The organism is Streptomyces sp. NPDC015242 (genome assembly GCF_043079125.1).
GTDB lineage: Bacteria > Actinomycetota > Actinomycetes > Streptomycetales > Streptomycetaceae > Streptomyces.
Genome location: NZ_JBIBUF010000013.1, coordinates 80,825 through 107,689 on the forward strand (window position 1 = coordinate 80,825; position 26,865 = coordinate 107,689).

Here is a 26,865-nt window from a genome sequence, read left to right on the forward strand (position 1 = left end):
TCATTCCTGCCGGCAGGTCCTGCTCACGCCTCGGTGAGCGGGACCTGCGTCATTCCGGCTCTTCAGCTCGGGCGCCTGACGGCTTGAGGCCCGACTCGCTGACCTTTACCGGCTGCGATCACGTTCCGTCGGAGCAACGGCCTGACGGCCGCTCCTGGTTCGGGGGAGCGGCCGTCGTCCGCGTCAGGGCGAGAGAGCGGGCTCGGGAGCAGGACGATGCCCGGCAGTAGCGCGGGGAGTGACTGGCAGGTGGCAGGGCCAAGGCCAGCAAGGCCACGTCAGCGGCACCCAGCACCAGTCCAACCCCAATGTTGTGCGGGTGCCGACGCGCCCGAGGAACTCTCGCTGACCTTTGAGTCCGCCATGCCGGTCAGCGCGGACGGCAGGAAGGCCACGCCGGCGTCCTGGCGCTGTACTGGTGCACGGTTTGGAGAAGCAGCCTGAAGATTCCAACCGTATAAGCGGTTGACCGATTACTTCTCGGGTTGGTGAATGGCCGCCGAAGAGGCCCGGAGGTGGTGAGGATCAGCCGCGCAGAGTGCGCGCCCAGGGAGCGTCCACCGTGTCGGCGCCGACGGCTAGCACCACGTTGCCGAGCAGGGCGTCGGCGAAGTAGCGGCGCAACTGATCGTCAGAGGCTCCGGAGACGGCCCGGATGTACTCGATCTGTTTGGCGTAGCAGGCGCGGACGGCCTCGCCGATGACAGGCTCACCGGCCGCACAATTGCCGTGCATCAAGATCATCAGTACGTTCCTGTCGGCGATGACATCCTCATACGATGAGCTGAGAGCGGCGAGGACGGCCTCCGGGTCGGTGGTATGAACCTTGGCCACTGCGGTGGCGGCGGCTTCCCGCAGCAGGTGTGAGCAGTGGTCGATCAGTGCAGCGAACAAGGTCTCCTTGTCGGGGAAGAGCCGGTAGAGGTAGCCCTGCGAAATCCCGGCGGCCTTGGCGACATCCATGGTCGAGGTGCCGTAGTAGCCACGCACGGCGAACGTTCTGATCGCCGTGCTCATCACGGTGGCCCGCCGCTCCTCGGCCGTGGAGCGTTGCCTTGTCCTCGCGGTGTTCATACAAGTAATCAACCACTCTCTTAGGTGGGGGGTCAAGTCATCGCCGATGCGTCCCGCGACGGCGGACTCATCGGCAGATGACGACCGCTTCCCACAGGCAGGGTGTTCTCGCGGACTCCGGCGTCGTGATTGGCAGACGATCCTGATGCAGACCTCACTGGCGAGCGGCTTTTGCCGCCCCCTCACGGGAATCGGCGGCGTCAACCGACCAGGTTCAATGGGCAGGCGCCCGGACGACCTCGGTCTCCCGGGAAGGCAGCCAGGTCCACTGCATCATGGCCCGTCCTCGTCGTCGGCCAGGGGAAGCACGGCGTCGACGGCCCAGCCCTCATCCTCTCTTCAACGGCGATGATCAGCCACCCGTTATGAGAACCCGCTCGAGCATCGCGACCAAACCGAACCCGAAGCCGAGGCTGCCGCCCGCCGTGCCCACGGCGGCGACCCCGTCATCGGCCATGGACGGGGAGTAGGCCCGTGTCAGCCGGACGTGCACCCGCAGCGGGCAGGCGGATGGCCTCCGCGTCGTTCCGGACGTTGGCAAGGACCTCCATGTCGGCGTCACGACAGCCGCCGGAGTGGTGCCACCGGATCAGCCGGAAGTCAGATGCCATGGGCCCTGGTGACGCCGAAGATCTGTCCCACGGCGGATGTACCGGCCCCTGCCCCGCGGCGAGGCTGTCCAGGCACCCCTCCGATGCCGGCCCGGCCGTACCCCCAGGAGCAGTTCCGCGATGTCCTTCCCTCCGCCCGCTCTCACACACCGCGCCACCACCCAATGGGCCGGACCCTCGACGGCCGCCGCCGTCACTGCTGTCGACCTGGTCAAGGTCTACGGCACCGGCGAGACGCGCGTCCGTGCTCTCGACGGCGTGAGCGTCGCCTTCGCCCCCGCCCGTTTCACCGCCATCATGGGCCCTTCCGGCTCAGGCAAGTCCACCCTCATGCACTGTCTGGCTGGGCTGGACCGGGCCACATCAGGGCAGGCACTGCTCGCGGACACCGACCTGACCATCCAGCCCGAGCGGATCCTCACCCAGATCCGGCGAGAACGGATCGGCTTCGTTTTCCAGTCGTTCAACCTGCTACCGCAGCTCACTGCTGAACAGAACATCACTCTCCCGTTGGATCTCGCCGGCTGTCAGCCCGATCCGGAGCTGCTGGACCGCCTCACCACATCCCTTGGCTTGGCCGACCGGCTCGGACACCGCCCCGCCGAACTGTCCGGCGGGCAGCAGCAGCGCGTCGCCCTCGCCCGCGCCCTCGTGTCCCGGCCCGAGGTCGTCTTCGCCGACGAGCCGACCGGCAACCTCGACTCCCGCTCCGGCGCACAGGTGCTGGCCATGCTGCGCGAGGCAGCGGGCGCATACGGGCAGACCGTGATCATGGTGACCCACGACCCGGGCGCCGCGTCCCACGCCGACCGGGTGATCCTGCTCGCCGACGGCCGGCTCGCCGGCGAGATCGACCGGCCCGAGCCCGCCTCCGTCACCGACGCCCTTCGCCAGTTGGCGGCCGGCCGATGACCCTCACGCGTATCCAGCTCTCAGGCGCCGTGCAGCGCCCCGGGCTGCTGCTGCTGACCGGCCTGGCCGTCGCCGTCGCCGCGTTCGTCGTGTTCGCCACCGTCCTCGCGCACCGCACAATCGAACGCACCATCCTCGACACCCATCGCGGCACACCTTCAGCGGCCGATTACGTCGTCGGCACCCTCGACGCGCCCGTGCGCACCTCCGCGCTGCCGCGCATCCGCAGGGTGCCGGGAGTCGCCGAGGCCCAAGCGCGGACGACCGCCTTCCTCGAGCTGCGCCGACCCGCCGCCGCCAACATCAGCGTCACCGCCGATCCCGGAGCCGGCCTGCTCTCCCAGGTGCGCCTGCTGGAAGGCCGCTACCCGGCCGCACCCGACGAGATCGCCCTCACACGGCGCTCCGCCTTGCGGCTCGAACTCGGCACCGGCGACACCGTCACCGTGAAGACTGGATCCGATCGCCTCGTCACCTTGCGGATCACTGGGCTCGCCGTCGCCACAGTCGACACGCCCACCATGCGAGGCCTTGGCGGTGAGCAGGCCTTCGCCCCTGACACCACCGTGACCGGGCTGAGCGAACCGGACAGCTACCTCGGCCAGGTAGAGGTACGCCTCACGGACAGCGCCGACGTGCCACATATTCGCACACGCCTGGAGTCGGCTGCCTTCGCCGAAGGGCCGGGGGAACAGGCCGCCGTCGTCCCAGCCGAACAAATCCGCCAGCAGGAGAAACGGGACCTCATCAACGGCTACGGCAACCTCTTCTCCCTCGTCTCGGTCTTCCTGACGGTCGCGGTGCTGGCGGCAACCCTTATCTCCACCTCCACCTTCCGGATCGTCTTCGCCCAACGGCTGCGCCTGCTGGCCCTGTTGCGCGCGGTCGGCGCCGACCGTGAACCTCTGGCCCGGGCGCTGGCCGTGGAAGGAGCCCTGACCGGAGCCGTCGCCGGTTTGGTCGGTGTGGGCGCCGCAGCGCTGGCCGGTAACCTCCTGCCGGGCGCGCTGACGCTCTTCGGCGTCCGATTCTCCGCCCCAGGCGTCCCCCTGACCCCGGCAGCCGCCGTGATGTTGGGAGCGGTGGCCATGGCGGCGGCAGCAGCCCTCTCTCCCGCCGCGAGCGCTGCCCGGGTCTCCCCTCTGGAGGCGCTGCGCACCGCCGCGACCAGTGCCGCACGCCAGGGCATCGGACGGGCCCGCGCGGTCTTCGGCTGCGCTCTGGCCGCAGTGGCGGTCGTGCTGGCAGTAGTCGCCGCGCGACAGCTTCCCCGGCCCGGGCACGAGGACTACCACGCTCAACTCGTGCTGCTGCTGATCGTGTTCTCAGGCGCGCTGGCGTACTTCGCGCTTGTGGTGCTCGGCCCGGTCCTGGTCCGGCCGCTGTTGAACCTGGTGGGCCGGCCGCTGCGGAAGGCCGGTCCGCTGGGCAGGCTCGCTGTCGAAGGCGTCGGCGCCGCAACGCGGCGGGCCGCCGCGGTGAGCGTCGTCGTGGCACTCGGCGTGACCATGACCGGGGTGGTGCTGGTGGGCGCGGCCTCCATGAAGGTCATGGCAGAGCGCAACGTCACCGCCACTGCACCGAGCGACTTCTGGCTGAACTCCGCCGCCTTCGATCCGCTTCCGCCGAAGCTGGTGGCCGAGGTGCGCCGGGCCGAGACCCTGACCCGGGTACTTCCCCAGCGCAGTGCGCTGGTGCGGATTGGTGACCTGCGCGAGGAGACCCAGGCTGTCGACCTCAACCTGCGAAAACTCTCGACCTGGGGCAAGTACCGTGCCCACCGCGGTTCCCTGGACGCCCTCGGACCGGGACGAGTGGCGCTGCTCGGACCCACAGCGCGGGACGCGGGCCTGGACGTCGGTGACACCGTCACCCTCACCCGCGACGCCCGGACGGCCGACGTCGAGGTGGTGGCCGTTGTTGAAGGGGCTCCGCTCAACGCCGGCGTTCTCACCGATCCGGCGGAGTTGGACCGCCTCGGTCTGCCCAGCGGACCCACTGGTCTGGTCGCCGACGCCGTTGTTGCCGGCGAGCAGGGCCGCGCGGACGCCCTCAAGGCGCTGAGGTCCGCCGTGGGTCCGCAGGACGAGGTGTACATCGAGGTCATCGCCGATGGGCGAGACAGCGAGACCGCCGACCTCGGCATCGCGGTGGGTGGTGTCCTCGCCCTCATTGCCCTCACCGTGCTGATCGCCGTGACCGGCGTCGGCTCCACCACGGCACTGTCAGTCGTGGAACGTGTCCGCGAGGCAGGACTGTTGCGGGCGGTCGGTCTCTCCCGCCGTGGCCTGACCACCGCCCTGACCCTGGAAGCCACGTTGTACGGCATCATCGGCTCGGCCATGGGCCTGCTGCTCGCCGTCCCCTACTCCTGGCTCCTCGTCAACGCCACCGGGGCCAACGTACCGACCGAGTTCCCCGTGCTCCAACTCGTCGGCGTCGTCCTCGTCCTGGCCGCCCTCACCGGTCTCGCCGGCGCCCTCCCCGCCCGCCGCGCGGCCCGCATCAGCCCGGTCACCGCGCTGGCCGTAGATGGCTGACGCGGCGACGGCTGGTCCACTGCCATACCATCGAGGCATGGAGGCATGCCGAAAGGGCACTTCCCTGAACTCCGCGGCGGGGAGTGCTGGGTGCCGGGGAGGCGCCCCGGCACCGGCCACCCACGAGCACCTCGGAAAGGCCGCGCATGCCCAAGCATTCGCCCCCGGCCCCCAACCGCCCAGTCCCGGCCACACCCACCCGGCTGCCCGCGACCGCGTTGGTGCAGCTGAGTTCCCCGACGCCGTACGTCGTTACGAGCGCGGCCAGGCCGCGCAGCCGGCGCCCGGTTCATTGGGGGAGCCCTCCCATTGCTGGTTGCCGGTGGCGAACATCAGGTCTAGCAGCGTCAGGTTGAAGTCACCCGGCACACCGAAGAGGTGCTGGACGCCCAGTTGGCGAAGTGCGCGGAGAGGCACTCCGCCACGGTCACGGAGGTGCGATCACGCGTCACGGCGGCCTCCGTGCAGGGCGGTGAGCGCCTGGTTGGCGGCTGCGGCCAGGTCTGCGTCGTCCGCGGTGGTCCCGGCCCAGGCGAGGTGGCCGTCCGGGCGGAGCAGGACCGCCCGCACCTCGGACCACCCGTCCGGGCGTGTGGCGAGCGACCGGGCGTGCACGGCGAGCCCCGGCCGTGCCAGGGCCCGCAGGGGTCCGTCGGCGCTTCCGGTCAGGTCGAGCAGGGTGTATCGGTCGGCGCGCAGCAGGGCGAGCAGGGAGGAGGCACCGGGCTCGGTCGCCGTATCGCCGGAGGCGAAGGCGAGGTCGGGTGCGCGGGTGCCGGTGAGGGGGTGGGCCGAAGGGTCGGCCGGGGGGTAGTTGACGGCCAGTCCGGTGAGGCGTTCGGCCAGGTTCCGGTTGAACTCCGGCTGGGTGGCGACAGCCTGGCTGAGCAGCGAGCGCAGGTCCCTGCCTTCCGGTGAGAAAGCGGTCATGAGGGCGGTCTGGGCACGGCTCGCCCGGATGAGGTCGGCGCCGACGGGGTGGCGTTCGGTGTGGTAGGTGTCCAGCAGCGGCTCGGGAGCGCGGCCGCTGAGCACGGCGGCGAGCTTCCATCCGAGGTTGTGGGCGTCCTGGAGGCCGACGTTCATGCCGACACCGCCCGCGGGGAAGTGCTGGTGGGCGGCGTCGCCGGCGAGCAGGACCCGTCCCTTGCGGTACCGCTCGGCCAGGCGGCTGGCGTTGCCGAACCGGGACAGCCAGAGACCCTCCCGGATGCCGAAGTCCCGGCCAGCGATGGCGATCGTCTTGGCCCGCAGCTCGCCCATGGTGAGTTCGCCGGGCCAGGTGGTGGTCAGGTCGTCGGGGGTGATGCCGACCAGCCGGTACACCGCGCCGGGCAGTTGGGCGGCCATTAGCGTGCCGGCCTCGGTAAACACGCTGAAACCGGGTGGCGGCGGGCTTTCAAGGGTGACGTCACCGAGGAAGCCCAGGACGGTGGACGGGCTGCCGGGGAAGCCGATACCCGCGGCCTGGCGAACGGTGCTGCGGGTGCCGTCGCAGCCCACGAGGTAGGCGGCCCGCAGTTCGTACGGTCCCCGGGGGCCCTCGATCCGCACGGTCACCGCGTCCGGGTGCTCGGTCAGGGCGGTGACGCGGTGCCCGCGTCGGATCCGCGCGCCGACCGACAGGGCGTGCTCCTCGAGGATCTCCTCGGTGCGCGCCTGCGGCAGGGCCAGTGTGTAGGGGAACGGGGTGTCCAGTCTCCGGAAGTCCAACCGGTCGTCGAGCAGGCCGAAGTGGCCGGACGGGATGGGCAGGCCCTCGGCCAGGAAGGGCTCGTGCACTGCGCGCGAGGCCAGTACCTCGACGGTGCGCGGGTGGACGGTGAGTGCCTTGGAGCGCCCGTCCCGCTCAGGGCGCTCTTCCACGACGGTAACGGAGATACCCCCGCGCCGGAGTTCGGCTGCCAGCCAGAGCCCGACGGGCCCTCCTCCGGCGATGACGACTTGCTGTTCCATTTCTTCTCCCTGCGCCAGTTCTTCCGCTTGCAACGGACATGGCCGGTCGGTGACCGCCCGAGAGTCACATTGGTCGGTGACCAAGGGCGCATCGTGAAGTAAACTAGGTCAATGACCAAAAGGCAACCGACGGCCGAAAACCGCGCCCCCCGGCTGGATCCGGGCACCGTCGTGCGCACCGCCGTGGAACTCCTCGACGAGGAAGGGCGGGACGCCCTATCCACCCGCGCCGTCGCCGGACGGCTCGGCGTACGGATGAACACGGTCCTGTGGCACGTGAAGACCAAGCCCCGGATGCTGGAGCTGATGGCCGACGCGATCGTCGGTGAGATTCCGCTTGAGGGTCTGCCGGATGCCTGGGACGAACGCACCCGCGAACTGGCCCGCCGCTACCGCCGGGCCCTCCTCGCCCACCGCGACGGCGCCGCGCTGGTCACCGGCACGTACGCCGCTGAAGCCCACACCCTGCGCTTCGCCGACACCCTCGTCGGCGCCCTGCTCGACAGCGGCATGGACGACCGCCGGGCGGCCTGGACCGCGTGGGCGGTCATGTACTTCACCCTCGGCCTGACCCAGGAGGAGCAAGCCGTCCCCGAGGCCCTGGAGGACCGCCTCGCCCAGGCGGTCACCGAGGCGGACCATCCCTCGCTGCACCGGGTGCTCGCGCATCTGGGCGCCGCCTCCTTCGATGAGCGCTTCGAGCACGGCATCTCGGCGCTGCTGACCCGCGGCCCCGCCGTGTGAGGCCGTGATCCGCCGGCTCGTCCCGGCGGCCGTGAACCGCGGCGGTCCTCGGCCGGCCTCACGGGCGCCGGTCCCCGTGGGTGCCGGCGGGCGCGATATGGACCTCCCTGCCGGGCGGGCCGCGAAGTGCGCGCCGTGACAGGGCCAGGCGCCCCGCCGTAGGCCAGGACGAGCGACCGCGATCGGCGGGTGTCCGGGTCGGCGCCGAAGCGGGGGTACGCGCCAGCCCGCCACTGCCCAGTATCGAGGGCATCGAGGGAGGCGCGGGGCCGTGACCGGACTGTCTGGAGGCGGAATCCGTCAGCGACAGCCCGTCGACGCGGCAACCGGGTTCCCGCGCACACCGCGTCGGCGAACGATCGGCCGGGTGCTGATCCGGACTGTCCCGCATGACGACCGTGTGCCGGACCGCCCGGGGCAGGACGCCTGAGACTCTGCTCACGGCATCCGGTGCGGTTGGGGGCCGGTACGCTGGGTGGTCCGAGGGCGGCGGGCCCCGCCGAGCGGGACGCCTGTCGCTGCCTCCCGGTCCGCACGGGAGGGCGGGGGCCGGCGGGCGCACTTGCGCGAGACGGTTCGGCGTGCATCCGAGAACGAGCTCGAGTCCTTCGCGGTGCGGCCGGAAATCACGTCGCCGGGGCGGACCGGGCGCCACCGAAGCCCGCTCAATCGAGATGTCGGCCGGATTTGAGCCGGGGAGGCCTGATCCGTGGCGGTGCCGAGCCGTCCTGCGGCGCGCTTTCCGCTGACCGCGTCGACATCGACCGCCCGGAATCACCGTACGGGCGCCGCCACGCGCTGACCCCGGCGCACTACAGCTCCGGGCGCAGAGCCAGGTTGACGTCCGATTATGAAAGTGGTTAATTACTTTCATGAGCATCGCGAGGACACGACAGCGCTCCACAGCCGAGGAGTGGCGGGCCCACCGTGATGAGCGCGGCGATCAAGATGCTCGCCGTGCGGTGCTACGACGGCACCTCGACCATGGATGTCGCCAAGGCCGCCGGTATCTCGCAGGGCTATCTCTACCGGCTCTTCCCGGACAAGGAGTGCCTATTCGCCGCCCTGATAGACCACTGCTCAAACGTGCTGCGCGAGGCCGCCGCCGCGGTGGCCAAGGTCGCCACCGCCGACCCGGAAGCCGTCCTCAGCTCCTCGTACGAGGACGTCATCGCCGACCGTGACGTGCTGATGATCCTGATGCACGGCAACTGCGCGGCCGTCGAGCCTGTCATCGGCGAGGCCGTGCGCGCCTGCTACGCCAAGCAGGTCGAGTACATCGGGGCCTCCGATGGGCAGTTGCGCCGCTACTTCGCCGACGCCCTGCTCGGCAACGTGGTGCTGGCCGTCGGCGCCGACACGGTGGACGCCCCCTGGGTGCGCACCCTGCGCGGCTGATCCCTGCCCACACGGGCCACTTCGGTGGCTTTCTCTTTGACTCAATAAGTAAGCAGTTAACCGCTTACTTCTATCGACCGCTCATTCTGAGAGGACCTGTCATGCCCAAGCGTCGGGGAACCGGGCTGTTGCTCGCTCTCCTGGCCTTCGCCCAGTTCATCAGCGCGATCGACTACAACATCGTCTACGTGGCGCTGCCCGAGATCGGCCGGGCCGTCGGCTTCGACGCCCACAGCCTCCAGTGGGTCGTCAGCGCCTACGCCGTCGCCTTCGGCGGGTTCCTGCTGCTGGGCGGCCGGATGGCCGACCTGCTGGGCCGGCGCCGCATGTTCACCACGGCACTGGTCCTGTACGGGCTGGCCTCCCTCACGGGCGGCCTCGCCACCGGACCCGGCGTGCTCGTCGCGGCCCGTGCCGTCCAAGGCCTCGGCGGTGCCCTGCTGCTGCCCGCCACCCTGTCCTTGATCAACACCAGCTTCGGCGAGGGCGCCGAGCGCAACCGGGCGCTGGCCGTGTGGGGCGGCGCCGGCGCGGTCGGACTCGCCCTGGGCTCCCTCCTCGGCGGCCTGCTCACCAACTACCTCGGCTGGGAAGCCGTCTTCTACGTCAACGTGCCCTTGGCGCTCGGCGCTGCCGCGGTCGCGTGGAAGGCCATCACCCCGGACGCCCCCCGCGAACGCGGCCGCGGCTTCGACATGACCGGCGCGCTGTCGGCCACGGTCGGCTTCACCGCCCTGGTCTTCGGTGTCGTGCAGGGGCCCGAGGCGGGTTGGACCTCCGTCCAGGTCCTGACCGCCCTCCTCGGGGGACTCGCCCTGATCGGTGTCTTCCTCGCCGTGGAGGCACGCACCGCGCATCCCCTCATGCCGCTGCGGCTCCTGCACAACCGCAACCTCGTGGCAGCGATGGGCGTCACCTTCATCTTCATGGGGACCTTCGGTGCGCAGTACTACTTCTTCACCCTCTACCTCCAGAACGTGCACCACTACAGCGCTATGGCCACCGGCCTCGCCTTCCTGCCGTCCGCGCTGACCGGCATGGTGGGCACCAAGGCCAGCGAGAAGCTCCTGGACCGGGTCGGGACGCGCACCACCCTGCTCACCGGGCTGCTGCTCGGCGCCGCCGGCATGGCCGTCCTCGCCCTGGCGCTGTCGCCCACCGGTGGCTACCTGTCGCTGCTGCCCGGCGTGACCCTGCTGAGCCTCGGCCAGGGCCTGGCCTGGACCGCCATGTTCGCCGTGGCCGGCACCGGCGTCGACGCCGCCCACCAGGGCATCGCCTCCGCCATGGCCTCCACCACCCAGCAGATCGGCAGCGCCGTCGGGCTGGCCGTCCTGATCGCCGTGGCCTCCCACGGCACCCACGCCACCACCGGACCCAGCCTCGTGCCCGGCCTGCGCACCGCCGGGTTCACCGCGGCGGCCCTCACCCTGCTCGGGGTGGCCATCGCGCTAACACTGCGCCGCCGGAACGCCGCCCGGCCGGCCACCGACCGCGACGCGGACACCGAGGTCCCGACCCCGGCTCTGTCCGCATGACAAGCACCCGGGCCGCGCCCCCCGAGCGGGGACGGCGCGGCCCGGGTGCTCGCGGCGGCGCCGCTGCCTTCGAGGCAGTACACCGACGTCGCGCTCGGCGCTTCCCCGCTTTACCCGGTGCGTCCGGCTAACGGGTGGGGGAGCGGAGCACGGGCAGCAGGACTACGGCGTCGACGTACAGCGTGTGCCGGGTCGAGGGCCACGACGAGCCTACTGAAGGCACCGGCGTGCCGGCGTGGGCCTTCGTCACCCACGGGTCGCCAGGATCCCGGTCGCTCCCGGTGGCCTTCGTGCTCGTGTGCGGCAGCGACGTGTCGGGTATCCGGGCGCCGCCCGGCAGGGGGGGCGGGCCCGGCGCTCGTCAGTGGACGGCGCCGTAGACCGGCCGAAAGTCGCATGCCCGGGCGGCGGGTGACGCGCAAGCTCTGTCTCGCGGCCGATGCGCCGGTCCCTTCCGCCCGGCGAGGCTGTCCGGGCATCCCTTCCACGCCGGTCCGGCCGTACCTCAGAAGCAGTTACCGAAAGAATTCCCCTGCTCCAACTAGCCGCTGTCGTCCTCGTCCTAGCCGCCCCCACCGGTACCCTGCCGGCCCGCCGCGCGGCCCGGACCAGCCCGGTCACGGCCCTGCCCGTGGACGGCTGACGTGAGGCCGACAGCGCCGCCATGCCGTCGCGGCATGGGGGCATACCGAAGAAGCACTTCCCTGAACAGCCCGCAGCGGGGTGTGCTGGGCGCCGGGGAGGCGCCCCGGCACACGCCCACGAACACCTCGGAAAGACCGCACATGACCAAGCACTTGACCCCGGCCCACACCACCCGCCCCGGCATGACCGCCCCCGCCGCATCGCCACCCTTGCCCTACGACCCCGAACTGGTCCCAGTAATACGGGAGATGGGGGAGCGGCCCGCACTGACCCCTGAGAGCATCCCGGCGACGCGCACCGCCATCGGGGCCGGTGCGCTCGACGACGACACCCTGAGGGCCGGCGGAGAACTGGCCTGGGCGGAGCGCACGGTCGTTGGGCGGGACGGGAATCCGGACGTCACCCTGTTGATCGGCCGGCCCGCCGACGCGACACCGGCGGAACGCCTCCCGGTCCTGTACTACGTCCACGGCGGCGGCCTGATCGCGGGCAGCCGACGGCATCTCGTCTCCGACGTCCTCGAGTGGACGCGGGCCCTGCGGACGGTGACGGTGTCGGTGGAATACCGGCTCGCCCCCGAACACCCCTACCCCGCACCGCTGGAGGACTGCTACGCGGGTCTGCTGTGGACCGCCGAACACGCCGCGGAACTGGGGGCGGACCCGGACCGAATCGTCCTGGTCGGCGCCAGCGCCGGTGGAGGACTCGCCGCGGGCCTGGCCCTGCTGGCCCGCGACCGGCGGGGCCCCGCGACGATGGGCCAGATCTTGCTCTCCCCCATGCTCGACGACCGCAACGACACCCCCTCCAGTCGCCAGATGGAGAACCGCGGTCTGTGGGACCGCGCCTCCAATGCCACGGGCTGGAACGCCTATCTGGACGGCGCCGCCGGTGGCCCCGAGGTCTCACCGTACGCCGCCCCGGCCCGCGCCGAGGACCTGATGCGTCTGTCCCCGGCCTACCTCGACGTCGGCTCGGCGGAAACCTTCCGCGACGAAACCGTCGGCTACGCCGGCCGGCTGTGGCAGTCCGGCGTCCAGTGCGAGCTGCACGTGTGGCCGGGCGGCTTCCACGGCTTTGACGAGTTCGCCCCCCGGACAGCCCTGGCGCGACGGGCCAAGCGAGCACGCCGACAGTGGCTGTGTGGCCTCCTGGCCACCTGATCCACGCCCCGGCTTCCACGGAGTGCGCCGGACCAAGCTACCCGTTCGCACACCTTACGTAGCAAGAAACGCGTGCGCTGCTGTTTGGCCTGTGCGTACGCACCGATGAGAAAGAGTTCGACATGCGCAAGAAGATGACTGCCGTCCTGGCTGGTGTGGGAGCGGTGACCGCACTCACGGTCGCTGCCTCCCCTGCCGACGCGGCCTCGTCGTTCACTCCCCGGAACGGCGCCACCGGCAAGTGCCTGGCCGGCTGGTCGGGTCACACCGTCGCCCAGTCCAACTGCGGAGACGCCAGCACCTCATGGTCCTGGGTGGAGGTCGGCACCAACCGAGGGATGTACAAGAACACTTCCACGGGAATGTGCCTGGACACCGATGGGGACGGTGTCTATCTCTCGCCGTGCAGCAGTGCAGATGGCGGCCAGGTATGGGGCACCTGGGACGGTTGCACGCTGTGGAAGAACCACGTCTATAACCGCTACCTGACCGGGTGGAACACCGGTACGGTTTCCATGCGGAACTATAACGACGTGGACAGCGTCAGCAAGCAACACTGGTTCGGACAGCCCTGCTGAGCTTGACCTGGTCTTCCGCCCCCGCCGACGGCACACAATCGGCGGGCGCTGAGGACGACGAGCACCGCCGGGTGCTGGAGCTGTGCGACGACTCGCCCGTGACAAGCCCCTGGCGTGGTTGGAGGAATCGATCGCGCAGCAAGGATGGCGGCAAGCAGAGGGCCCGGGTCAAGGACAGGCTAGTGGTCGCGGTGTTCGGCATTACGAGCCAGGGCCCACGGAATCGAGGCCGCTGCTTCACTCGCACTCGGTCGTGTCGGTTCGCGCCCGGCGGCCGCACGACGGGAAATGGGGCAACCTGTCGGCGGACTCCCTGGTATCGAACATCGTCGCGGCCGACACCCTCTACACCCTGTACTTCCTGCATGATCTGTCCGCCCGGCTCGGTTGGGCGTGGGAGCCGCGCCAGGTGACGCCCGGCCGCTGGCAGGTGACTGAAGGCTGGGCCCCGGCGATGCGCAGCCACCCGCCCGCGCCGTTGATGTACCGATACGCGGCGATGAAGACGTTGATGCCGCGGGGCTGCTGCGGGTGCGTGACGACGTGATGGTGCTGCACGCCATGCGCTGGCCCGATGAGATCCGCGACCCCGGCGAACTGCTGCCGCTGCCGGCGGAGCTGTCCGACGAGGAGATCGAGGGTGCTCTGGCGCTGATGGACAGCATGACCCGCGAGGACCTTGAAGGCGCAGAGTTCCAGGACACCTACACCGAGGCTCTGGAGCAGATCATCGAGGCCAAGCGGGAGCACCGCGAGCCGCCGGCCGTGCCGGAGCCGGAGGGGGAGCCGGGCCAGATCGTCGACCTCATGGCCGCCCTGACCCAGTCCGTACAGAAGGCACGGGCCGACCGCGGCGAGGACGCCGACATCCACGACATGCCGAAGAAGACGACGAAGAAGCAGCCGGCCAAGAAGACCGCAGCCAAGAAGACATCAGGGCGCAAACCGCGCAGGAGCGCGTGATCCCTCGTAGCCCGGGTCGTCTGGTTTGGCGAGCCCCGGTGCGCCGGCTGCTGGACGAGCTCGGCTGGGCAGCCCCCGGCTTCCCTGCCGCCCCGGGCTTCCCGGCGGCTCCCTGCTTCCCCGCCGCGCCAGACCGCCGCACCACGGTGCCGCCGCGCATGCCGAGCCGCGGGAGCGTCACAACCGGCCACGCCCGCCGCCGCGCGCGCCCGCCTCCACCACCGCAAGGACCTCACGCACCGGCCCCTCACGAACGGCGGAACGGCTGCCTCCCGCAGCGCTACGCGTCAGGCGCTTGACGCAGTTCCAGGAAGCAGCGCAGCCGTACACCGGGCTCGCCGGGGGCCCGGGTCGTATGGTCCGCCGGCGGGATGGCGCATCGCGCGCCGAGCAGCTCCTGGACGGCGAAGGCGGTGTCGTCATCGGCGGCCGCGACCTCCACGACCGCCAGGCCCGGCACTGCCACATGTGACTCGTTGATCTGCTTCATGCCTGGCGCGACGCCTGGGCGTCCCGGCAGGTTCTGCCGAGCGGGGGTCTTCAACCGGCCGGGTACGCCGCCGGGCGCGGCCGGCCGATCAGTTGGCCTCACAGCCGATGCCGTCGCCGTCCCGGTCAAGGCGGTGCGGGTCGTCGGGGCCGACCCGGACGAGGCCTGACAGGTCCGAGCAGTCCACATCGGGCGCACCAGCGTCAGGCCCGTGCGGGAGGTCTGGGCGCGCCGGGGTCTCCGGGGCGGAGACAGGCGAGTGCGGGGGAGAGGAGGAGGCCTCCGGCTGCTCGGGGCAGGCGGTCCACAGGCCGGCTCCGGCCTGCTGGGCGGCGTCCTCGGCGTCGGAGATCCTGGTCCAGTACTTGTCGTTGGGCGGGTAGAGGACCGCCTCGGCGTGGCCGCTGCGAACGAGGGACTGGTTGACGAAGGTTCCCTGCTCGTTCCACACGTACAGCAGATACCGGTCATAGCGGTCGGTCAGTTCGACGTCCCGTTCGACGCGGATGCGGCTGCCCGGGGGCAGGAGCGTGGTGGTGCGGGCGGTGGCCTCATCGGAGAAACAGGCACCTCGCTCCGGGGTATCGATCTCCAGAAGCCGGACCCGGGCCGCGGTGTCTTTCGGCAGAACCCCGCCGTCGCCGCGCACTTCGAGGGTGTCACCGTCGACAACGCGGAGCACCACCGCGCCCGTCGGAGCGGTCGAGGGTGGCTTGGGTTTCGTGGACGGCGCGGCCGCGGGCTTGTCGGGGGGCTCGGCAGGTGGCTTCGTCGTACCTGCGAGCGAGCCGGGGCCAGGGTTCCCGGACGGCTGAGTCGCGGAGGCCTCCGTCGGTGCGGTCTTGCTGGACGTGTCCTCCTGGCTCCCGTCAAGCAGCGACCCGAGGCCGCCCATGAGGACAAGAAGCCCGAAAAGGACGAGGATTGTGGTGATCCAGGGATGCTTGGGGCGTCTGGGACCACGCGGGCCCTGGGAAACCGGCCGCCAGGGCTGGTCGCGCCGGTCATTCGCGTCAGGTGGTGGAGAAGGGCACATGGCGCCCTCCAGAGGTGAGAAGTGCTGTTTCCAAGTACAGCACTGGCTCGGCGCGACCGCCTTTCGATGGGCCTTGGGGTGCTGCAGCCCCGCTCGTCAGTAAGCGGACTCGGTACCTCGGCAAGGTCGGATGCTGGGCGAGGTGATGTTCAGGGGCCGGCGGAGTGTTGGCTCCCGTCCGGCTGGTTCGACGTGCCGGACGGGAGCGGCACGGGGCCCTCCTGGGGTTCCTTGAGCACGAGGGAACCCGCGCGCCTTCCAGACGGGAAGGTGTGTCGCTCAGGCGTCCCCTTCATGGTGCCCGTCCCTGGGCGGTAGCTGTGCAATTGCATGGATGATGATCGGAAGCGAACGATCCCCAGTGCGGTTTCAGCCCTGGTGAGGGACAAGTTGACCCCACCGTGCTGGGACACCTCGCCGCGGTCGTGGCGCTGCTGCCCTCGCTCGGCCTGCTCGTGCAGCAGCTCGCCGCCGCCCACGGCCCCGGCGCCGCGACGCCCGCCCGGGCGCCGGCACCGGAGCCGGCCGGGCCCGAGGAGGCGCAGCGATGACCTCCCCCCTCGGGACGACCTGCCCGATGACGTGCCGGACGCCCCCTTCTCGGTAGCTCCCGAAGACGACGACACACGGCCGCCTGCCGCACCCCAGCACCGGAGCCGGACCACGTCCTGGTCCAGTCCGCGGCACCCGACGCGGTGTCCGCCACGGCCTGTCGCGAGGCAGCACTCGCCCACGTTTGGGGGCGCATCCCCCAGAACAGCCCGAAAGGCCAGGAAAAGGGAAGTGCTGATGCGCCGCGTGTCAGCCGGTACGGTCGTCGGTGATGGCGGTGTTCAGGTGCGCGAGCAGGGCGTCAAGGGCGGCCAGTTCGTGCGGTGCGAGCGAGCCGAAGTACTGCCTGAGTGTGGTCATGCCCGCTTGCTCCGCGGCGGCCAGTGCTGTGCGGCCGGCGTTCGTCAGGGCGACGATCTTGCGGCGACGGTCCCCGGGGTCGCCGGTCCGGAGGACCATGCCGAGGCGCTCAAGGCCCTCCACGATCTGGGTGACGGAGCGTGGAGCCTGGCCGAGGGAGGCGGCAAGCTCCGCTTGGTGGAGCGTGCCGCGGTCGGCCAGGGCCTGAAGGACCTTGGTGCGGGACAGGGAAAGGCCGGCGGCCGCCAGCATGTGCTGGTCGACCTGTTCGCGCAGGCTGTACGCGAGGGTGAGAAAGGACAGTCCCACCTGCTCCGGAGGGTTGTCCGGCGTTGGCGATTCGTGCTGCTCCATGGTTCGGGTATCCTCGCACAACAGCATCATGAGGTACCTCATGAAAGGGGTTGTGGGATGGATCGTCCCGTTGCCGTGATCACCGGAGCCACCTCCGGACTGGGCCGCATCGCCGCATTCGAGCTGGCCCGCCAGGGCTACCGCATCGGCACCGTGGCCCGCTCCCGCAACAGGGCGGAGGCACTCGTCACCGACCTGAAGGCGGTGACCGACGAGCCCGTCGACGTCTTCCACGCCGACCTCGGCCTGCTTTCCGAGGCCCGCCGCGCCGGCGAGGAGATCGCCGCCTGCTACCCGCGTCTGGACGTCCTGGTCAACAACGCCGGTCTCCACGCCTTCACACAACGTGTCACCACCGAAGGCCTCGCGGAGATGACGGCGGTGAACTACCTCGGCCCGTTCGTCCTGACCGCAGTGCTCACGGCAAAGCTGGGCGCCTCGGCACCGGCCCGCATCGTCAACGTCGCCTCCGAAGCATCGCGGCAGGCCGGCACGATCTCCCCGGTTGAGGACCTGCGGCGCACCGAGCCCTACACCCGCCGGGAGTCGATGTCCTTGTACGGGCGCACGAAGCTGATGACCATCATGTGGACGCAGGAACTGGCCCGCCGTCTGGACGCGGACAGGGTCACCGTGAACTGCTGTGACCCCGGCTTCAATGCCACCGGCCTCGGCCGGGACCTGCCCGGCTCCGCGATCCTGCAGCGGGTGCTGAACACGCTGAACATCGGCGATCCCCGCAAGGGCGCCGGCATCATCGTGCGACTGGCCACCGACCCGGCTTTCGCGGGCACCACCGGCGGCTACTTTTCCGCCCGCGGCGCCCGTCCCCTGCCCTGCCCCGAGCCCGGCCGCGATCCGCGCGCACAGCGGGAGCTGTGGGACGCGACCACGGAGCTTCTCGCTGTCCATCCGGCCGGCTGAGACCCGACGCCCCACTGGAGGAGGACACCGCCCGGTACCGGGGTACTGCCCCGGGCGCGGATTGGTCCTCCAGTAGCTCTTCTCGGCCGCACCTGACGCCTACGTTCATGGGCGGAGCCTGTCGGGCTCGCCCTCACACATCCGTTCCTCTCCTGGTGGGAGTGCACTTCGTGGCCACTTTTCTCTACCGGCTCGGCCGGCTCGCCTTCCGGCGGCGTCGGCTGGTGCTGCTGGCTTGGATCGCGGTGCTCGTCGCCGCAGTCATCGGCGTCAGCGGCGTGTCGGGCAGCACGACAGACGACTTCACGCTTCCCGGAACCCAGTCGCAGCAGGCCATCGATCTGCTGCAGGAGGAGTTCCCGCAAGCCTCGGCTGCCGGTGCCACGGCCCGTGTGGTCATCGAGGCTCCGGACGGGCAGAAGCTGACGTCCGCCGCGCACCGGCAGGAGGTGGAATCCCTGGTCGCCCACTTGCGCAGGGCGCCGCAGGTGGCGAGCGTGATCGACCCCTTCACCGGCGGCCTGGTCAGTTCCTCGGGCAGCATCGCCTACGCCCAGGTGACTTACGCCGTCCCGCAGGCCGACATCACTCCGGCCGCGTCGGAGGCCCTGCACGAAGCTGCGGCCAGGGGCGAGAAATCGGGCCTGAGGGTAAGCCTCGGCGGCAACGCCGTGCTGGAGGAGGAAGGGAGCAACGCCGCCGAACTCATCGGCCTGCTGGTCGCCGCCTTCGTGCTGGTGATCACCTTCGGCTCGCTGGTCGCGGCCGGACTGCCGCTGCTCTCCGCGATCATCGGCGTCGGTATCGCCTTGTGCTCCATCACGGTCGCCTCGTCGTTCGTCGACATGGCCTCCAACGCGCAGACGCTGGCACTCATGCTGGGGCTGGCTGTGGCCATCGACTACGCCCTGTTCGTCGTCTCCCGCTACCGGACAGAGCTACGTGAGGGGCACACGCCCGAGGAAGCCGCCGGGCGTGCACTGGGGACCGCGGGCTCGGCGGTGGTTTTCGCAGGTCTGACCGTCATCATCGCGCTCGCCGGTCTGAGCGTCATCGGCATCGCGATGCTCACCACCATGGGCCTGGCCGCTGCCTTCGCCATTACCGTCGCCGTGCTGGTCGCGCTCACCCTCCTTCCCGCCACGCTCGGCTTCACCGGCACCCGCGTGGCCGACGGCCGTCTCACCACACGCCGCGTGCGGGCCGAGCAACGCGGCCGGCGCGTCACCATGGGTGTCCGCTGGGGCCGCTTCGTCACCCGCCACCCCTGGAAGATGTTGCTGGCCTCCGTCGTCGGCCTGGGCGTGCTGGCCATACCGGCACTGTCGCTGCGGCTGACCCTGCCCGACGACAGCATGGCCGCCCCCGGCAGCACGCAACGCGTGGCCTATGACACGCTCAGCAAGGGCTTCGGGCCGGGCTTCAGCGGTCCGCTCACCATCGTCGTCGACGCTCGGGACAGCGAACACGCCAAGACCGCGGCCAAGGACACCTCCGCCATGCTGGACGGTCTCGACGATGTCGCCACCGTCCGGCCTCCGGTCTTCAACGATGCCGGTGACGTTGCTCTGATCACCGCGGTGCCCAGCAGTTCGCCCACGAGTCAGGAGACGGTCGATCTGGTCGCTGACATCCGCGAGCGCAGCGACGAAGTGGAACAAGGCAGCGGCACGCAGGTGATGGTGACCGGCATGACGGCGCTCAACATCGACGTCTCCGCCGAACTCGGTGAGGCGATGGTGCCCTATCTGGCCGTCGTCGTCGGCCTCGCGCTGATCCTGTTGCTCCTCGTGTTCCGCTCGGTCCTGGTCCCGATCAAGGCCGCGGCCGGCTTCCTGCTCAGCATCGTCGCCACCCTCGGAGTACTGGTCGCCGTGTTCCAGTGGGGCTGGCTCAAGGACGTGTTCGGCATCGATGAGACCGCCCCGATCGTCAGCCTGCTGCCCATCCTGCTGATCGGGGTGGTCTTCGGGCTGGCCATGGACTACGAGGTGTTCCTCGTCTCCGGGATGCGCGAAGCGTACGTCCACGGCGCCGGCCCCACCGAGGCGATCATCACCGGCTTCCGTCACGGCGCCCGCGTGGTCACTGCCGCCGCCGTCATCATGATCTCGGTGTTCGCCGGTTTCCTCCTGGACGACGTCGCCCTGGTGAAGTCCATCGGCATGGGCCTTGCTACCGCAGTCCTCTTCGACGCCTTCGTCATCCGCATGACCCTGGTCCCCGCCGTGATGGCCCTGCTCGGTGCACGGGCCTGGGCACTGCCCAGGTGGCTCGACCGCCTCCTGCCCGACGTGGATGTGGAGGGCGCGAAGCTGCGCCAGGTTCTGGCCGAACGCGACCGCCAGTCCCGCATTCCCGTACAGAGCCACCAGGAGCCGGCGACGCCCACCCCCCTCGGGTAGGCGCATTCCCGCACCGGCCCCGCCTGCCGCCACCGTCCCCCGGGGTGCGGCAGGCGGTCCCCGGGGCCCGGACAGCACACGGTGCACCGCACATCAGCCGTCCGGGCCCCGCCCGCCCCCGTCCGCCGGTTCATCCTCCCCACACAGAGACGGGCAGCCCGCCCGGACAACGTAAAGGCCCCCATCCGCATGAGCGAGCCGACCACCGCCGACCCTGAACACGGCGCCTCACCACATGCTTCGCGGCTTCCGCGATTGCTGACCAGCGACCCCGAGCACCGCGTCACGGTGTCGATCATCAGCGGGCTGGCCACGTGGCGCATGCTCGATCGTGACCACCCCTGGCTGCGGCTGTGGGCTGTGCCCCTCTTCTGCGCCGTCCTCGGACTGCCCTCCCTGCTCAATCCGGCCAACCTCGCCTACCTGCCCGCCGAAATCGTCCTCACCCTCGCCTACACCGTTCCGTTGCTGTGGCGAGAACGCCGTCCCGGCCTGGTCTTCGCGATCACCACCACCGCGTCCGTGCTCGCGCTGCCCCTGAACATCCTCAACGGCGCCGACGCGGCCCGGATCGTGGCGCTGTACAACATGGGCCGCTACGGCACGCATCGCCGGCTGGCCCTCGCGTGCACCATCACCGCCGTCCAATTGATCGTCTGGCTCACCGTGTTCTGGGGGAGCGGCCAGCTGCGACACGTCAAGCGCCCGGAGATCGTCACGCTGCTGGCCCTGCTCGTCGTGATCGCCTGCGCGGGACTGGCCTTCACCGGGCGTCTGGCAAAGGCCTACATCGTCGCTCTGGAAACGGAGAGGGACCAGCAGACCCGCCTGGCGGCGGCCTCGGAACGCACCCGCATCTCCCACGAGATGCACGACATCCTCGGCCACACCCTTGCCGTCATCATCGGCCTTGCCGATGGAGCGGCAGCCCTGGCCAGATCCCGCTCGGAAAAATCCGCGGACGCCCTCGGCCTCATCGGCGACAGCGCGCGCGAAGCCCTCGCGGAACTACGCCGTCTGCTCATCGTGGCCCACAACTCCGCGACACAGCGGGACACCGCCTCGCTGTCCCCGCAGCCAACCCTTCGGGACCTGCCCGCGCTGCTCCACCGCGTCCGTGCCGCCGGCCCCACCGCCGAACTCCACGCCGACGGGGACCTGGAACTGCTCAGTCCCGGCCTCCAACTGACCGTCTACCGAATCGTGCAGGAAGCCCTCACCAACACGCTCAAACATGCCGCACCCGACACCACCGTGTCCGTCGGCCTGCACAGGAACAAGGAGTCCTTGCACATCACCGTCGAGGACACGGGACCGTCCCGCGCGTCGCGCAGCGAACAGCACGGCAGGCACAGCGGGCAGGGCCTGCCCGGCATGGGCCACCGCGCCGCCCTCTACCAGGGCCGCGTCAGCGCCGGCCCGACGCCCGTCGGCGGCTGGCGCGTGCACACCATCCTCAGCACCTCCCGCACCCTGACCAGCGCCGTCACGGAGAGCCGCACATGACCACCGTCCTCATCGTGGACGACCAGACCCTGCAACGACTGGGCTTTCGCATGCTCCTCGAAGCAGAGCCGGACATCACAGTCGTCGGCGAAGCCTCCCAGGGCCAGGAGGCTGTCCGCCTGGCCGCGGAACTCCGCCCGGACGTCGTCCTGATGGACGTGCGGATGCCGGGCGTCAACGGCATCGAAGCCACGCGCCGCATCGTCGGATCCGGCGGCCGCTCGCGGGTATTGGTCCTCACCACCTTCGACCTCGACGAGTACGCCTACGAGGCCCTGCGGGCCGGCGCCGCCGGCTTCTTCCTCAAAGACGCACGCCCTGAGGAACTCGTCGTCGGCATCCGATCGGTGGCGGCCGGCGACAGCGTCATCTCGCCCAGCCTGACACGCAGACTCATCGACGCGTTCACCACCGCACCACCACAGCGAACGCCGAGCTCTCCCGTCGCCGGCGCGGAACGGCAACGACAACTGGCCGGCCTGACCGAACGCGAACGTGAGGTGCTCACCGGCATCGCCGCGGGATGGTCCAACACGGAGATTGCCGCCCACCTGCACCTGGCCGAGTCGACGGTCAAATCCCACGTGAGCCGCATCCTGGCAAAAATCGACGCCCGCGACCGTGTCCAGGCAGTCATCTTCGCCTACGACGTGGGCCTCGGCCGCCCGCGGTGAGCGTGCACAAGCAGCTACCCGGCCCCGCATCCCCTCCTCCGCCGTGACCGTCCCGCCGCCAAGGCACCACTGACTGCGACCAGCCAACTCAGCCTGGCAACAACCTTTTTGGAGCACCCCGCCGCCATGCAGCGACACCGTAACCCCGGCATCACCCACGACGGGGGACCCCTCTCCAGCCCGTTCCCGCCGGCCCAGGCAACGGCGTGAGCACCCTCGCCCAGGACGCCACCATCGCCGCAGCGAGCATCGCCGCCCCCGCTGCCGCCCACCGTTACCTCTACCTGCGGCTGGTCAAGGACGTCACGACATCCACCCGGCTCCGCCGCGCGGGGAGGACCACGGCAGTCGCCCTCACGGTCCTGGTGCCCACCGGTGTCCTCGCCGCCCAGTACGCGAACCCCACCCGCATCGCCTGGCTGGCCTGGCCGGCCTTCCTCTGGGTCGCCCTGGCCGCCTACCTGCTGATGACTCTCGTCGCGCTCGAACTACCGGTACGGCTCACGGCTCGTACGCTGCGACGCCGCAGTAGATCCACCACAATAGTGCCCAAACAGACCCCTCACGCATTGGTCGTGCAACAGGGTCACTCCGGCGCCACTTCGATCATGGACGACACGAATACCCGAAAGGCCGAAGACGCATCATCGCAGCTACTGCGTCGTCGCCTCGTGCTCGCGCGCTCGGTCGCGCTGCTCGCCACCGGAACCGCTGCGGCCACCACCGGCTACGGCTTCCACCGCAGCCTGGGAGCACCCGATGTGAAGGTCGTGCCCGTCGCCCTGCGCCGACTGCATCCCTCGCTGGACGGGATGCGTATCACCATGGCCAGCGACCTCCATCTCGGGCCGTTCTTCGGCCGCTCCCACACCGCACGCATGGTGCGCATGATCAACGACACCTCGCCCGACATCGTCGCCATCGTGGGAGATCTCTCCGACGGCAGCGCCGACGACCTGGCCACCCACGCCGCGCCGCTCACCCGGCTGTCCTCAACCCACGGCGCCTTCTTCGTCACGGGAAACCATGACTACCGCCACGATGTCGACGCCTGGATCGCCACACTCGCCGACTTTCGCATCACCACACTGCGCAACACCCGGGCACTGATCAAACACGGGGGCGGAGCCATCGACCTGGCGGGCGTCACCGACGTCACAGGCCGGCAGAACCATGACGCGCCCGACTACGACAGGGCCCTCGGCAACCGCGATACCTCCCACCCCGTGGTCCTGCTCGCCCATCAACCTGTGCAGGTGCACCAGGCTGCCCGACACAAAGTCGATCTCCAACTGTCCGGGCACACACACGGCGGAGCGTTCTTCCCCGGCAACCTGCTCGTGCCACTGACCCAGCCCCTCACAGCGGGACTGACCACCATCGACCGTACACAGCTCTACGTCTCTCGTGGAGTCGGAGCATCCCTGCCACCCATCCGAGTCGGAGCACCACCCGACATCACAGTGATCGAACTGCGCAGGCAGTAACGCGCGTATGGGCTGTAGCAGCGTTCAGGACATGCCCAGATGCATTCCCCGGGTCCCCGTCAGCCACCTGGGTCGGATGCTGATGAAAGGGGTGCTAGGTCGTGTCCGCAATGTCAGGGGAGCCAGAGCTGTAGGCAGGCGATGGTGACCAGGGCCTGATAGTGGCGGGCAAGTTTGTCGTAACGGGTGGCGAGGGCCTTGTTGTGCTTGAGCTTGTTGAAGCAGCGCTCGACGACGTTGCGGCGCCAGTATGCGGCCCGGTCGAGTCGGCAGCGGCTTTCTCTTCGCCGGATACGGCCGTTGATCTGGTCGATCCGTTCCGGGATCGCGGCCTTGATGCCTCGCCTGCGCAGATAGGAGCGGATCTTCGTGGACGAGTAGCCCTTGTCCGCGACGACCTGCTCGGGTCGTGTCCTGGGCCGTCCGGGCCCGCACCGGCTCACGCTGATGCGGGCCATGACCTGCTCGAACTGCGTGCAGTCGTTGACATTGCCGGCGGTGATGGTGAAAGCGAGCGGTCGGCCCTGTCCATCACAGGCGAGGTGGATCTTCGTGGTCAGCCCGCCGCGGGACCGGCCGATCGCCTCACCCGGCCAGAGCCCCCTTTTCGGGCCCCGGCCGCATGCTGGTGGGCCCGCACGGTCGTGGAGTCGACGCATGCCACAGTCCAGTCGACGGCACCAACGGCGTCAGAGTGCTGTTGGACGTGGGCCAGCAGCCGGTCCCAGGTGCCGTCTGCCGACCAGCGGCGGAAGCGTTCGTAGACCGTCTTCCAAGGGCCGTAGCGTTCGGGCAGGTCCCGCCAGGCCGCACCCGTGGACAGCTTCCACAGGACACCGTTGACCACCTGACGGCGATCCCGCACCGGACGCCCCATCCGAGGCGGGGCCAGCAACGGCTCGATCACCGCCCACGACTCATCAGTCAGCTCATGACGACGCACCACGAACAGACCAACGCGACAACCACTTTGCGGACACGACCTAGGGCCTGTCTGACAATTTCCGTCGGATCAGCGAGCGCCCGCCTGGCCGGCAGCCCGGAGTGACCACCCGGCGGGCATTGCCGGGCAGGACCTACGAACGGCGGGCCAGCAGGTGGGAGTCGAGGAAACCCCGTTCAGAGGCCGGATCGTGGAGCAGCCGGGCGAAGGGAACAAGCCCGGCATCGGCCAGCAGTTCGGCGAGGCGGTCCGCCGGCCAACTGTAGGCAGGTGTCACCTTGTGGTCGAACTGGACCGGCTCCGGTCCGTCGGTCCCGAAGAAGGAGACCAGGAGCAGGCCACTCGGAGCCAGGACGCGTCCCTGCTCGGCGAGCAGCTTCGGGAGTTCTCCCGGAGGGGTGTGGATCATCGAGTAGTGGGCCAGTATGCCGCCGAGTACACCGTCTTCGATCGGCAGGGACTCCATCCGCGCCTCCTGGAAGCGCAGTGCCGGATGGGCCCGCCGGGCGTGATCGACCATGCCAGGGGAGAGGTCGAGTCCGAAGGCGTCCAGGCCCAGTTCGTGCAGCATGGCCGTCAGATGTCCGGGCCCGCACCCGACGTCCGCTGTCTGCAGGTTGCCTGTCGCGCGCACCAGTTCGGCGAAGGTGCCGATCATGGCCCGGGCAAACGGTTGTGTCTCCAGCCGGTCCGCGAACAGTGATGCGTACAGCTCGACGACTCCGTCGTAGGCCGCCCTGGTCTCGTCTTGATGATTCGCCACAGGCGGGACTCTATAGCCGGTCTGATCATTGATCTTGTGGCAGGTCGAGGTGAGCTGACGGATGCGGCGTGGGAGCGAATAGAGCCCTTGTTGCCGCGGGTGGGCGGACACGGTCGTCCGTGGCGTGATCACCGGCAGGTGATCAACGGGGTGCTGTGGCGGCTGCGGACCGGGGCTCCGTGGCGCGATCGCCCCGAGCGGTACGGCCCCTGGCAGACCGTCTACGAGCGGTTCGCCCGCTGGGAAGCGGACGGGACCTGGGCGAAGCTACTGGAACACGTCCAGGTCCGCGACGACGCAATGGGCCAGGTGGAGTGGACCGTCGCTGTCGATTCCACGATCAACCGAGCTCACCAGCACGCGGCCGGCGCCCGTAAAAAGGGGCCGCGTGCGGGGACGAACCGGAAAAGGGGAATCCGGGCCACTCGCAGGCGCGCCAGGCCCTCGGCCGATCCCGGGGCGGGCTGACCACCAAAGTTCATCTCGCCGTCGACGACCGCGGCCTCCCGCTGTCCATCACCCTCACACCCGGCAACGTCAACGACGCCACCGCCTTCGGCCAGGCCCTCGACAGCATCCGCATCCCGCGCGCCGTTACGGGCCGACCTCGCACGACACCGACGCGGGTGCTGGGCGACAAGGCATATTCCAGCCGGGCGATACGCCACCTGCTGCGGCGCCGGGGCATCGTTGCCACGATCCCCGAACGCCGCGACCAGTTGGCCAACCGCCTGCGACGTGGAACCCGCGGCGGCCGCCCACCCGCCTTCGATACTCGCTTTGGTGGTTGAGGGCATACGCGCGAGCGGCGACCGCGGCCGCCAGCACCGCAGCGGCCGTCGGCCGGGTGCCGGCAGCCTGGCGGGCCTGCTCGGCGAGGCGGGCCGCCGCTTTCGGAGCGCCGTAGTTGAGCGGCACCATGGCCTCCCGGGCGAGGACCCAGGCGTGAAGCTGGGGATCGCCGGATTCGGCGGCGGCCCGGGCGGCGGTGGCGAACCAGGCGCGGGATTCCTTACGGCTGCCCAGGTCGTGTAAGACGATCGCGGTCATTCCGGCCATCTGCCCGGCCGTGCGGCACAACCTGGCCCGTACCGGGGCGGGCTGCGGGACGGTGAGCAGCGGGCGCAGGGTCGTGAAGTCGGTGACCAGATCGGCCAGGACGCGTGTGGGGGCTTGGCCGTGGTAGCCGTACCCGTAGCTCTCGGCAGCGGCTTCCAGGTCGGCCAGGGCCTCGGGGGCGTCGGGGGAG

General features: G+C 70.1%; 23 protein-coding genes and 1 pseudogene. 16 read left to right on the top strand and 8 right to left on the bottom strand.

Going from position 1 to position 26,865, the window contains the following annotated elements:
* Positions 1-525: 525 nt before the first annotated feature.
* Positions 526-1,074, bottom strand: a complete 549-nt coding sequence (locus tag ACF07N_RS34605) for a TetR/AcrR family transcriptional regulator (protein ID WP_365740713.1) — start codon at positions 1,072-1,074, stop codon at positions 526-528.
* Between the two features lie 731 nt (positions 1,075-1,805).
* Here ACF07N_RS34605 and ACF07N_RS34610 point away from each other — a divergent pair.
* On the top strand, positions 1,806-2,597 hold the full coding sequence (locus tag ACF07N_RS34610; RefSeq protein WP_392120672.1) for an ABC transporter ATP-binding protein: 792 nt from the start codon (positions 1,806-1,808) through the stop codon (positions 2,595-2,597).
* Positions 2,594-5,137 carry an FtsX-like permease family protein gene (locus ACF07N_RS34615; protein WP_392120674.1) on the top strand — a complete coding sequence of 848 codons (2,544 nt, stop codon included), beginning with the start codon at positions 2,594-2,596 and terminating at the stop codon, positions 5,135-5,137. Before ACF07N_RS34610 ends, ACF07N_RS34615 begins: the two co-directional genes overlap by 4 nt.
* Positions 5,138-5,389: 252 nt before the next feature.
* On the opposite strand, the gene ACF07N_RS34620 is transcribed toward ACF07N_RS34615, so the two are convergent.
* Complete coding sequence (locus ACF07N_RS34620) at positions 5,390-5,554, bottom strand: thiamine pyrophosphate-binding protein (RefSeq protein ID WP_392120676.1); 165 nt, start codon at positions 5,552-5,554, stop codon at positions 5,390-5,392.
* Between the two features lie 24 nt (positions 5,555-5,578).
* Entirely contained in the window at positions 5,579-7,093 is a 1,515-nt protein-coding gene (locus tag ACF07N_RS34625; protein ID WP_392120678.1) for an FAD-dependent monooxygenase, read from the bottom strand.
* A 111-nt stretch (positions 7,094-7,204) separates the two neighbouring features.
* On the opposite strand from ACF07N_RS34625, the gene ACF07N_RS34630 reads away from it, so the two are divergent.
* From ACF07N_RS34630 to ACF07N_RS34660, 7 genes are all read left to right on the top strand, one after another.
* Positions 7,205-7,837 (top strand): TetR/AcrR family transcriptional regulator C-terminal domain-containing protein, encoded by a 633-nt coding sequence (locus ACF07N_RS34630; RefSeq protein WP_392120680.1) that lies wholly within the window; start codon positions 7,205-7,207, stop codon positions 7,835-7,837.
* Positions 7,838-8,767: 930 nt separating this feature from the next.
* Positions 8,768-9,235 (top strand): TetR/AcrR family transcriptional regulator, encoded by a 468-nt coding sequence (locus ACF07N_RS34635; protein WP_392120719.1) that lies wholly within the window; start codon positions 8,768-8,770, stop codon positions 9,233-9,235.
* 101 nt (positions 9,236-9,336) lie between these two features.
* Complete coding sequence (locus tag ACF07N_RS34640) at positions 9,337-10,773, top strand: MFS transporter (protein WP_392120682.1); 1,437 nt, start codon at positions 9,337-9,339, stop codon at positions 10,771-10,773.
* 785 nt (positions 10,774-11,558) lie between these two features.
* Complete coding sequence (locus tag ACF07N_RS34645) at positions 11,559-12,581, top strand: alpha/beta hydrolase (protein WP_392120684.1); 1,023 nt, start codon at positions 11,559-11,561, stop codon at positions 12,579-12,581.
* 122 nt (positions 12,582-12,703) lie between these two features.
* Positions 12,704-13,159, top strand: coding sequence for a hypothetical protein (locus ACF07N_RS34650; protein WP_392120686.1), 456 nt, complete (start codon positions 12,704-12,706; stop codon positions 13,157-13,159).
* 82 nt (positions 13,160-13,241) lie between these two features.
* Positions 13,242-13,706 (top strand): relaxase domain-containing protein, encoded by a 465-nt coding sequence (locus ACF07N_RS34655; protein ID WP_392120687.1) that lies wholly within the window; start codon positions 13,242-13,244, stop codon positions 13,704-13,706.
* The gene (locus ACF07N_RS34660) at positions 13,691-14,122 is read left to right on the top strand and encodes a hypothetical protein (RefSeq protein WP_392120688.1); all 432 of its coding nucleotides are present in this window, start codon (positions 13,691-13,693) and stop codon (positions 14,120-14,122) included. The genes ACF07N_RS34655 and ACF07N_RS34660 overlap by 16 nt, the downstream gene beginning before the upstream one ends.
* Positions 14,123-14,402: 280 nt before the next feature.
* On the opposite strand, the gene ACF07N_RS34665 is transcribed toward ACF07N_RS34660, so the two are convergent.
* A complete protein-coding gene (locus tag ACF07N_RS34665) occupies positions 14,403-14,612 on the bottom strand; it encodes a DUF6207 family protein (RefSeq protein ID WP_392120689.1) in 210 nt (69 codons plus the stop codon).
* A gap of 88 nt (positions 14,613-14,700) precedes the next feature.
* Positions 14,701-15,297 carry a thermonuclease family protein gene (locus tag ACF07N_RS34670; RefSeq protein WP_392120690.1) on the bottom strand — a complete coding sequence of 199 codons (597 nt, stop codon included), beginning with the start codon at positions 15,295-15,297 and terminating at the stop codon, positions 14,701-14,703.
* Between the two features lie 752 nt (positions 15,298-16,049).
* Between ACF07N_RS34670 and ACF07N_RS34675 the strand changes: the two genes are divergently transcribed.
* Positions 16,050-16,199: a hypothetical protein gene (locus ACF07N_RS34675; RefSeq protein WP_392120691.1), complete on the top strand. Its 150-nt coding sequence runs from the start codon at positions 16,050-16,052 to the stop codon at positions 16,197-16,199.
* A 250-nt stretch (positions 16,200-16,449) separates the two neighbouring features.
* Here the strand turns inward: ACF07N_RS34675 and ACF07N_RS34680 are convergent, their stop codons facing one another.
* The gene (locus ACF07N_RS34680) at positions 16,450-16,914 is read right to left on the bottom strand and encodes a MarR family winged helix-turn-helix transcriptional regulator (RefSeq protein WP_392120693.1); all 465 of its coding nucleotides are present in this window, start codon (positions 16,912-16,914) and stop codon (positions 16,450-16,452) included.
* A 57-nt stretch (positions 16,915-16,971) separates the two neighbouring features.
* Between ACF07N_RS34680 and ACF07N_RS34685 the strand changes: the two genes are divergently transcribed.
* The 5 genes from ACF07N_RS34685 to ACF07N_RS34705 all read left to right on the top strand — a co-directional run bounded on the left by ACF07N_RS34685 (position 16,972) and on the right by ACF07N_RS34705 (position 23,910).
* Positions 16,972-17,838: an SDR family NAD(P)-dependent oxidoreductase gene (locus tag ACF07N_RS34685; protein ID WP_392120695.1), complete on the top strand. Its 867-nt coding sequence runs from the start codon at positions 16,972-16,974 to the stop codon at positions 17,836-17,838.
* Positions 17,839-18,008: 170 nt separating this feature from the next.
* The gene (locus ACF07N_RS34690) at positions 18,009-20,243 is read left to right on the top strand and encodes an MMPL family transporter (protein ID WP_392120721.1); all 2,235 of its coding nucleotides are present in this window, start codon (positions 18,009-18,011) and stop codon (positions 20,241-20,243) included.
* 189 nt (positions 20,244-20,432) lie between these two features.
* The gene (locus ACF07N_RS34695; protein WP_392120697.1) at positions 20,433-21,749 is read left to right on the top strand and encodes a sensor histidine kinase; all 1,317 of its coding nucleotides are present in this window, start codon (positions 20,433-20,435) and stop codon (positions 21,747-21,749) included.
* Complete coding sequence (locus ACF07N_RS34700) at positions 21,746-22,423, top strand: response regulator (protein ID WP_392120699.1); 678 nt, start codon at positions 21,746-21,748, stop codon at positions 22,421-22,423. Before ACF07N_RS34695 ends, ACF07N_RS34700 begins: the two co-directional genes overlap by 4 nt.
* A gap of 206 nt (positions 22,424-22,629) precedes the next feature.
* Positions 22,630-23,910, top strand: a complete 1,281-nt coding sequence (locus ACF07N_RS34705) for a metallophosphoesterase (RefSeq protein ID WP_392120700.1) — start codon at positions 22,630-22,632, stop codon at positions 23,908-23,910.
* A gap of 113 nt (positions 23,911-24,023) precedes the next feature.
* On the opposite strand, the gene ACF07N_RS34710 is transcribed toward ACF07N_RS34705, so the two are convergent.
* A protein-coding gene (locus ACF07N_RS34710; RefSeq protein ID WP_392120723.1) for an IS5 family transposase occupies positions 24,024-24,853 on the bottom strand; the annotation gives its coding sequence in 2 pieces (ribosomal slippage) (positions 24,024-24,505 and positions 24,505-24,853; 831 coding nt in all).
* A 133-nt stretch (positions 24,854-24,986) separates the two neighbouring features.
* Positions 24,987-25,616, bottom strand: coding sequence for a class I SAM-dependent methyltransferase (locus ACF07N_RS34715; RefSeq protein ID WP_392120702.1), 630 nt, complete (start codon positions 25,614-25,616; stop codon positions 24,987-24,989).
* 36 nt (positions 25,617-25,652) lie between these two features.
* On the opposite strand from ACF07N_RS34715, the pseudogene ACF07N_RS34720 reads away from it, so the two are divergent.
* Positions 25,653-26,389: pseudogene (locus tag ACF07N_RS34720) on the top strand (IS5 family transposase); the annotation flags it as partial.
* Between the last annotated feature and the right edge of the window lie 476 nt (positions 26,390-26,865).

Coding starts and splice junctions, on each gene's coding strand:
- ACF07N_RS34665 (WP_392120689.1), bottom strand. CDS start 14,612: ATGAAGCAGATCAACGAGTCACATGTGGCAGTGCCGGGCCTGGCGGTC.
- ACF07N_RS34630 (WP_392120680.1), top strand. CDS start 7,205: ATGACCAAAAGGCAACCGACGGCCGAAAACCGCGCCCCCCGGCTGGAT.
- ACF07N_RS34625 (WP_392120678.1), bottom strand. CDS start 7,093: ATGGAACAGCAAGTCGTCATCGCCGGAGGAGGGCCCGTCGGGCTCTGG.
- ACF07N_RS34695 (WP_392120697.1), top strand. CDS start 20,433: ATGAGCGAGCCGACCACCGCCGACCCTGAACACGGCGCCTCACCACAT.
- ACF07N_RS34635 (WP_392120719.1), top strand. CDS start 8,768: ATGAGCGCGGCGATCAAGATGCTCGCCGTGCGGTGCTACGACGGCACC.
- ACF07N_RS34700 (WP_392120699.1), top strand. CDS start 21,746: ATGACCACCGTCCTCATCGTGGACGACCAGACCCTGCAACGACTGGGC.
- ACF07N_RS34685 (WP_392120695.1), top strand. CDS start 16,972: ATGGATCGTCCCGTTGCCGTGATCACCGGAGCCACCTCCGGACTGGGC.
- ACF07N_RS34680 (WP_392120693.1), bottom strand. CDS start 16,914: ATGGAGCAGCACGAATCGCCAACGCCGGACAACCCTCCGGAGCAGGTG.
- ACF07N_RS34640 (WP_392120682.1), top strand. CDS start 9,337: ATGCCCAAGCGTCGGGGAACCGGGCTGTTGCTCGCTCTCCTGGCCTTC.
- ACF07N_RS34645 (WP_392120684.1), top strand. CDS start 11,559: ATGACCAAGCACTTGACCCCGGCCCACACCACCCGCCCCGGCATGACC.
- ACF07N_RS34610 (WP_392120672.1), top strand. CDS start 1,806: ATGTCCTTCCCTCCGCCCGCTCTCACACACCGCGCCACCACCCAATGG.
- ACF07N_RS34650 (WP_392120686.1), top strand. CDS start 12,704: ATGCGCAAGAAGATGACTGCCGTCCTGGCTGGTGTGGGAGCGGTGACC.
- ACF07N_RS34615 (WP_392120674.1), top strand. CDS start 2,594: ATGACCCTCACGCGTATCCAGCTCTCAGGCGCCGTGCAGCGCCCCGGG.
- ACF07N_RS34605 (WP_365740713.1), bottom strand. CDS start 1,074: ATGAACACCGCGAGGACAAGGCAACGCTCCACGGCCGAGGAGCGGCGG.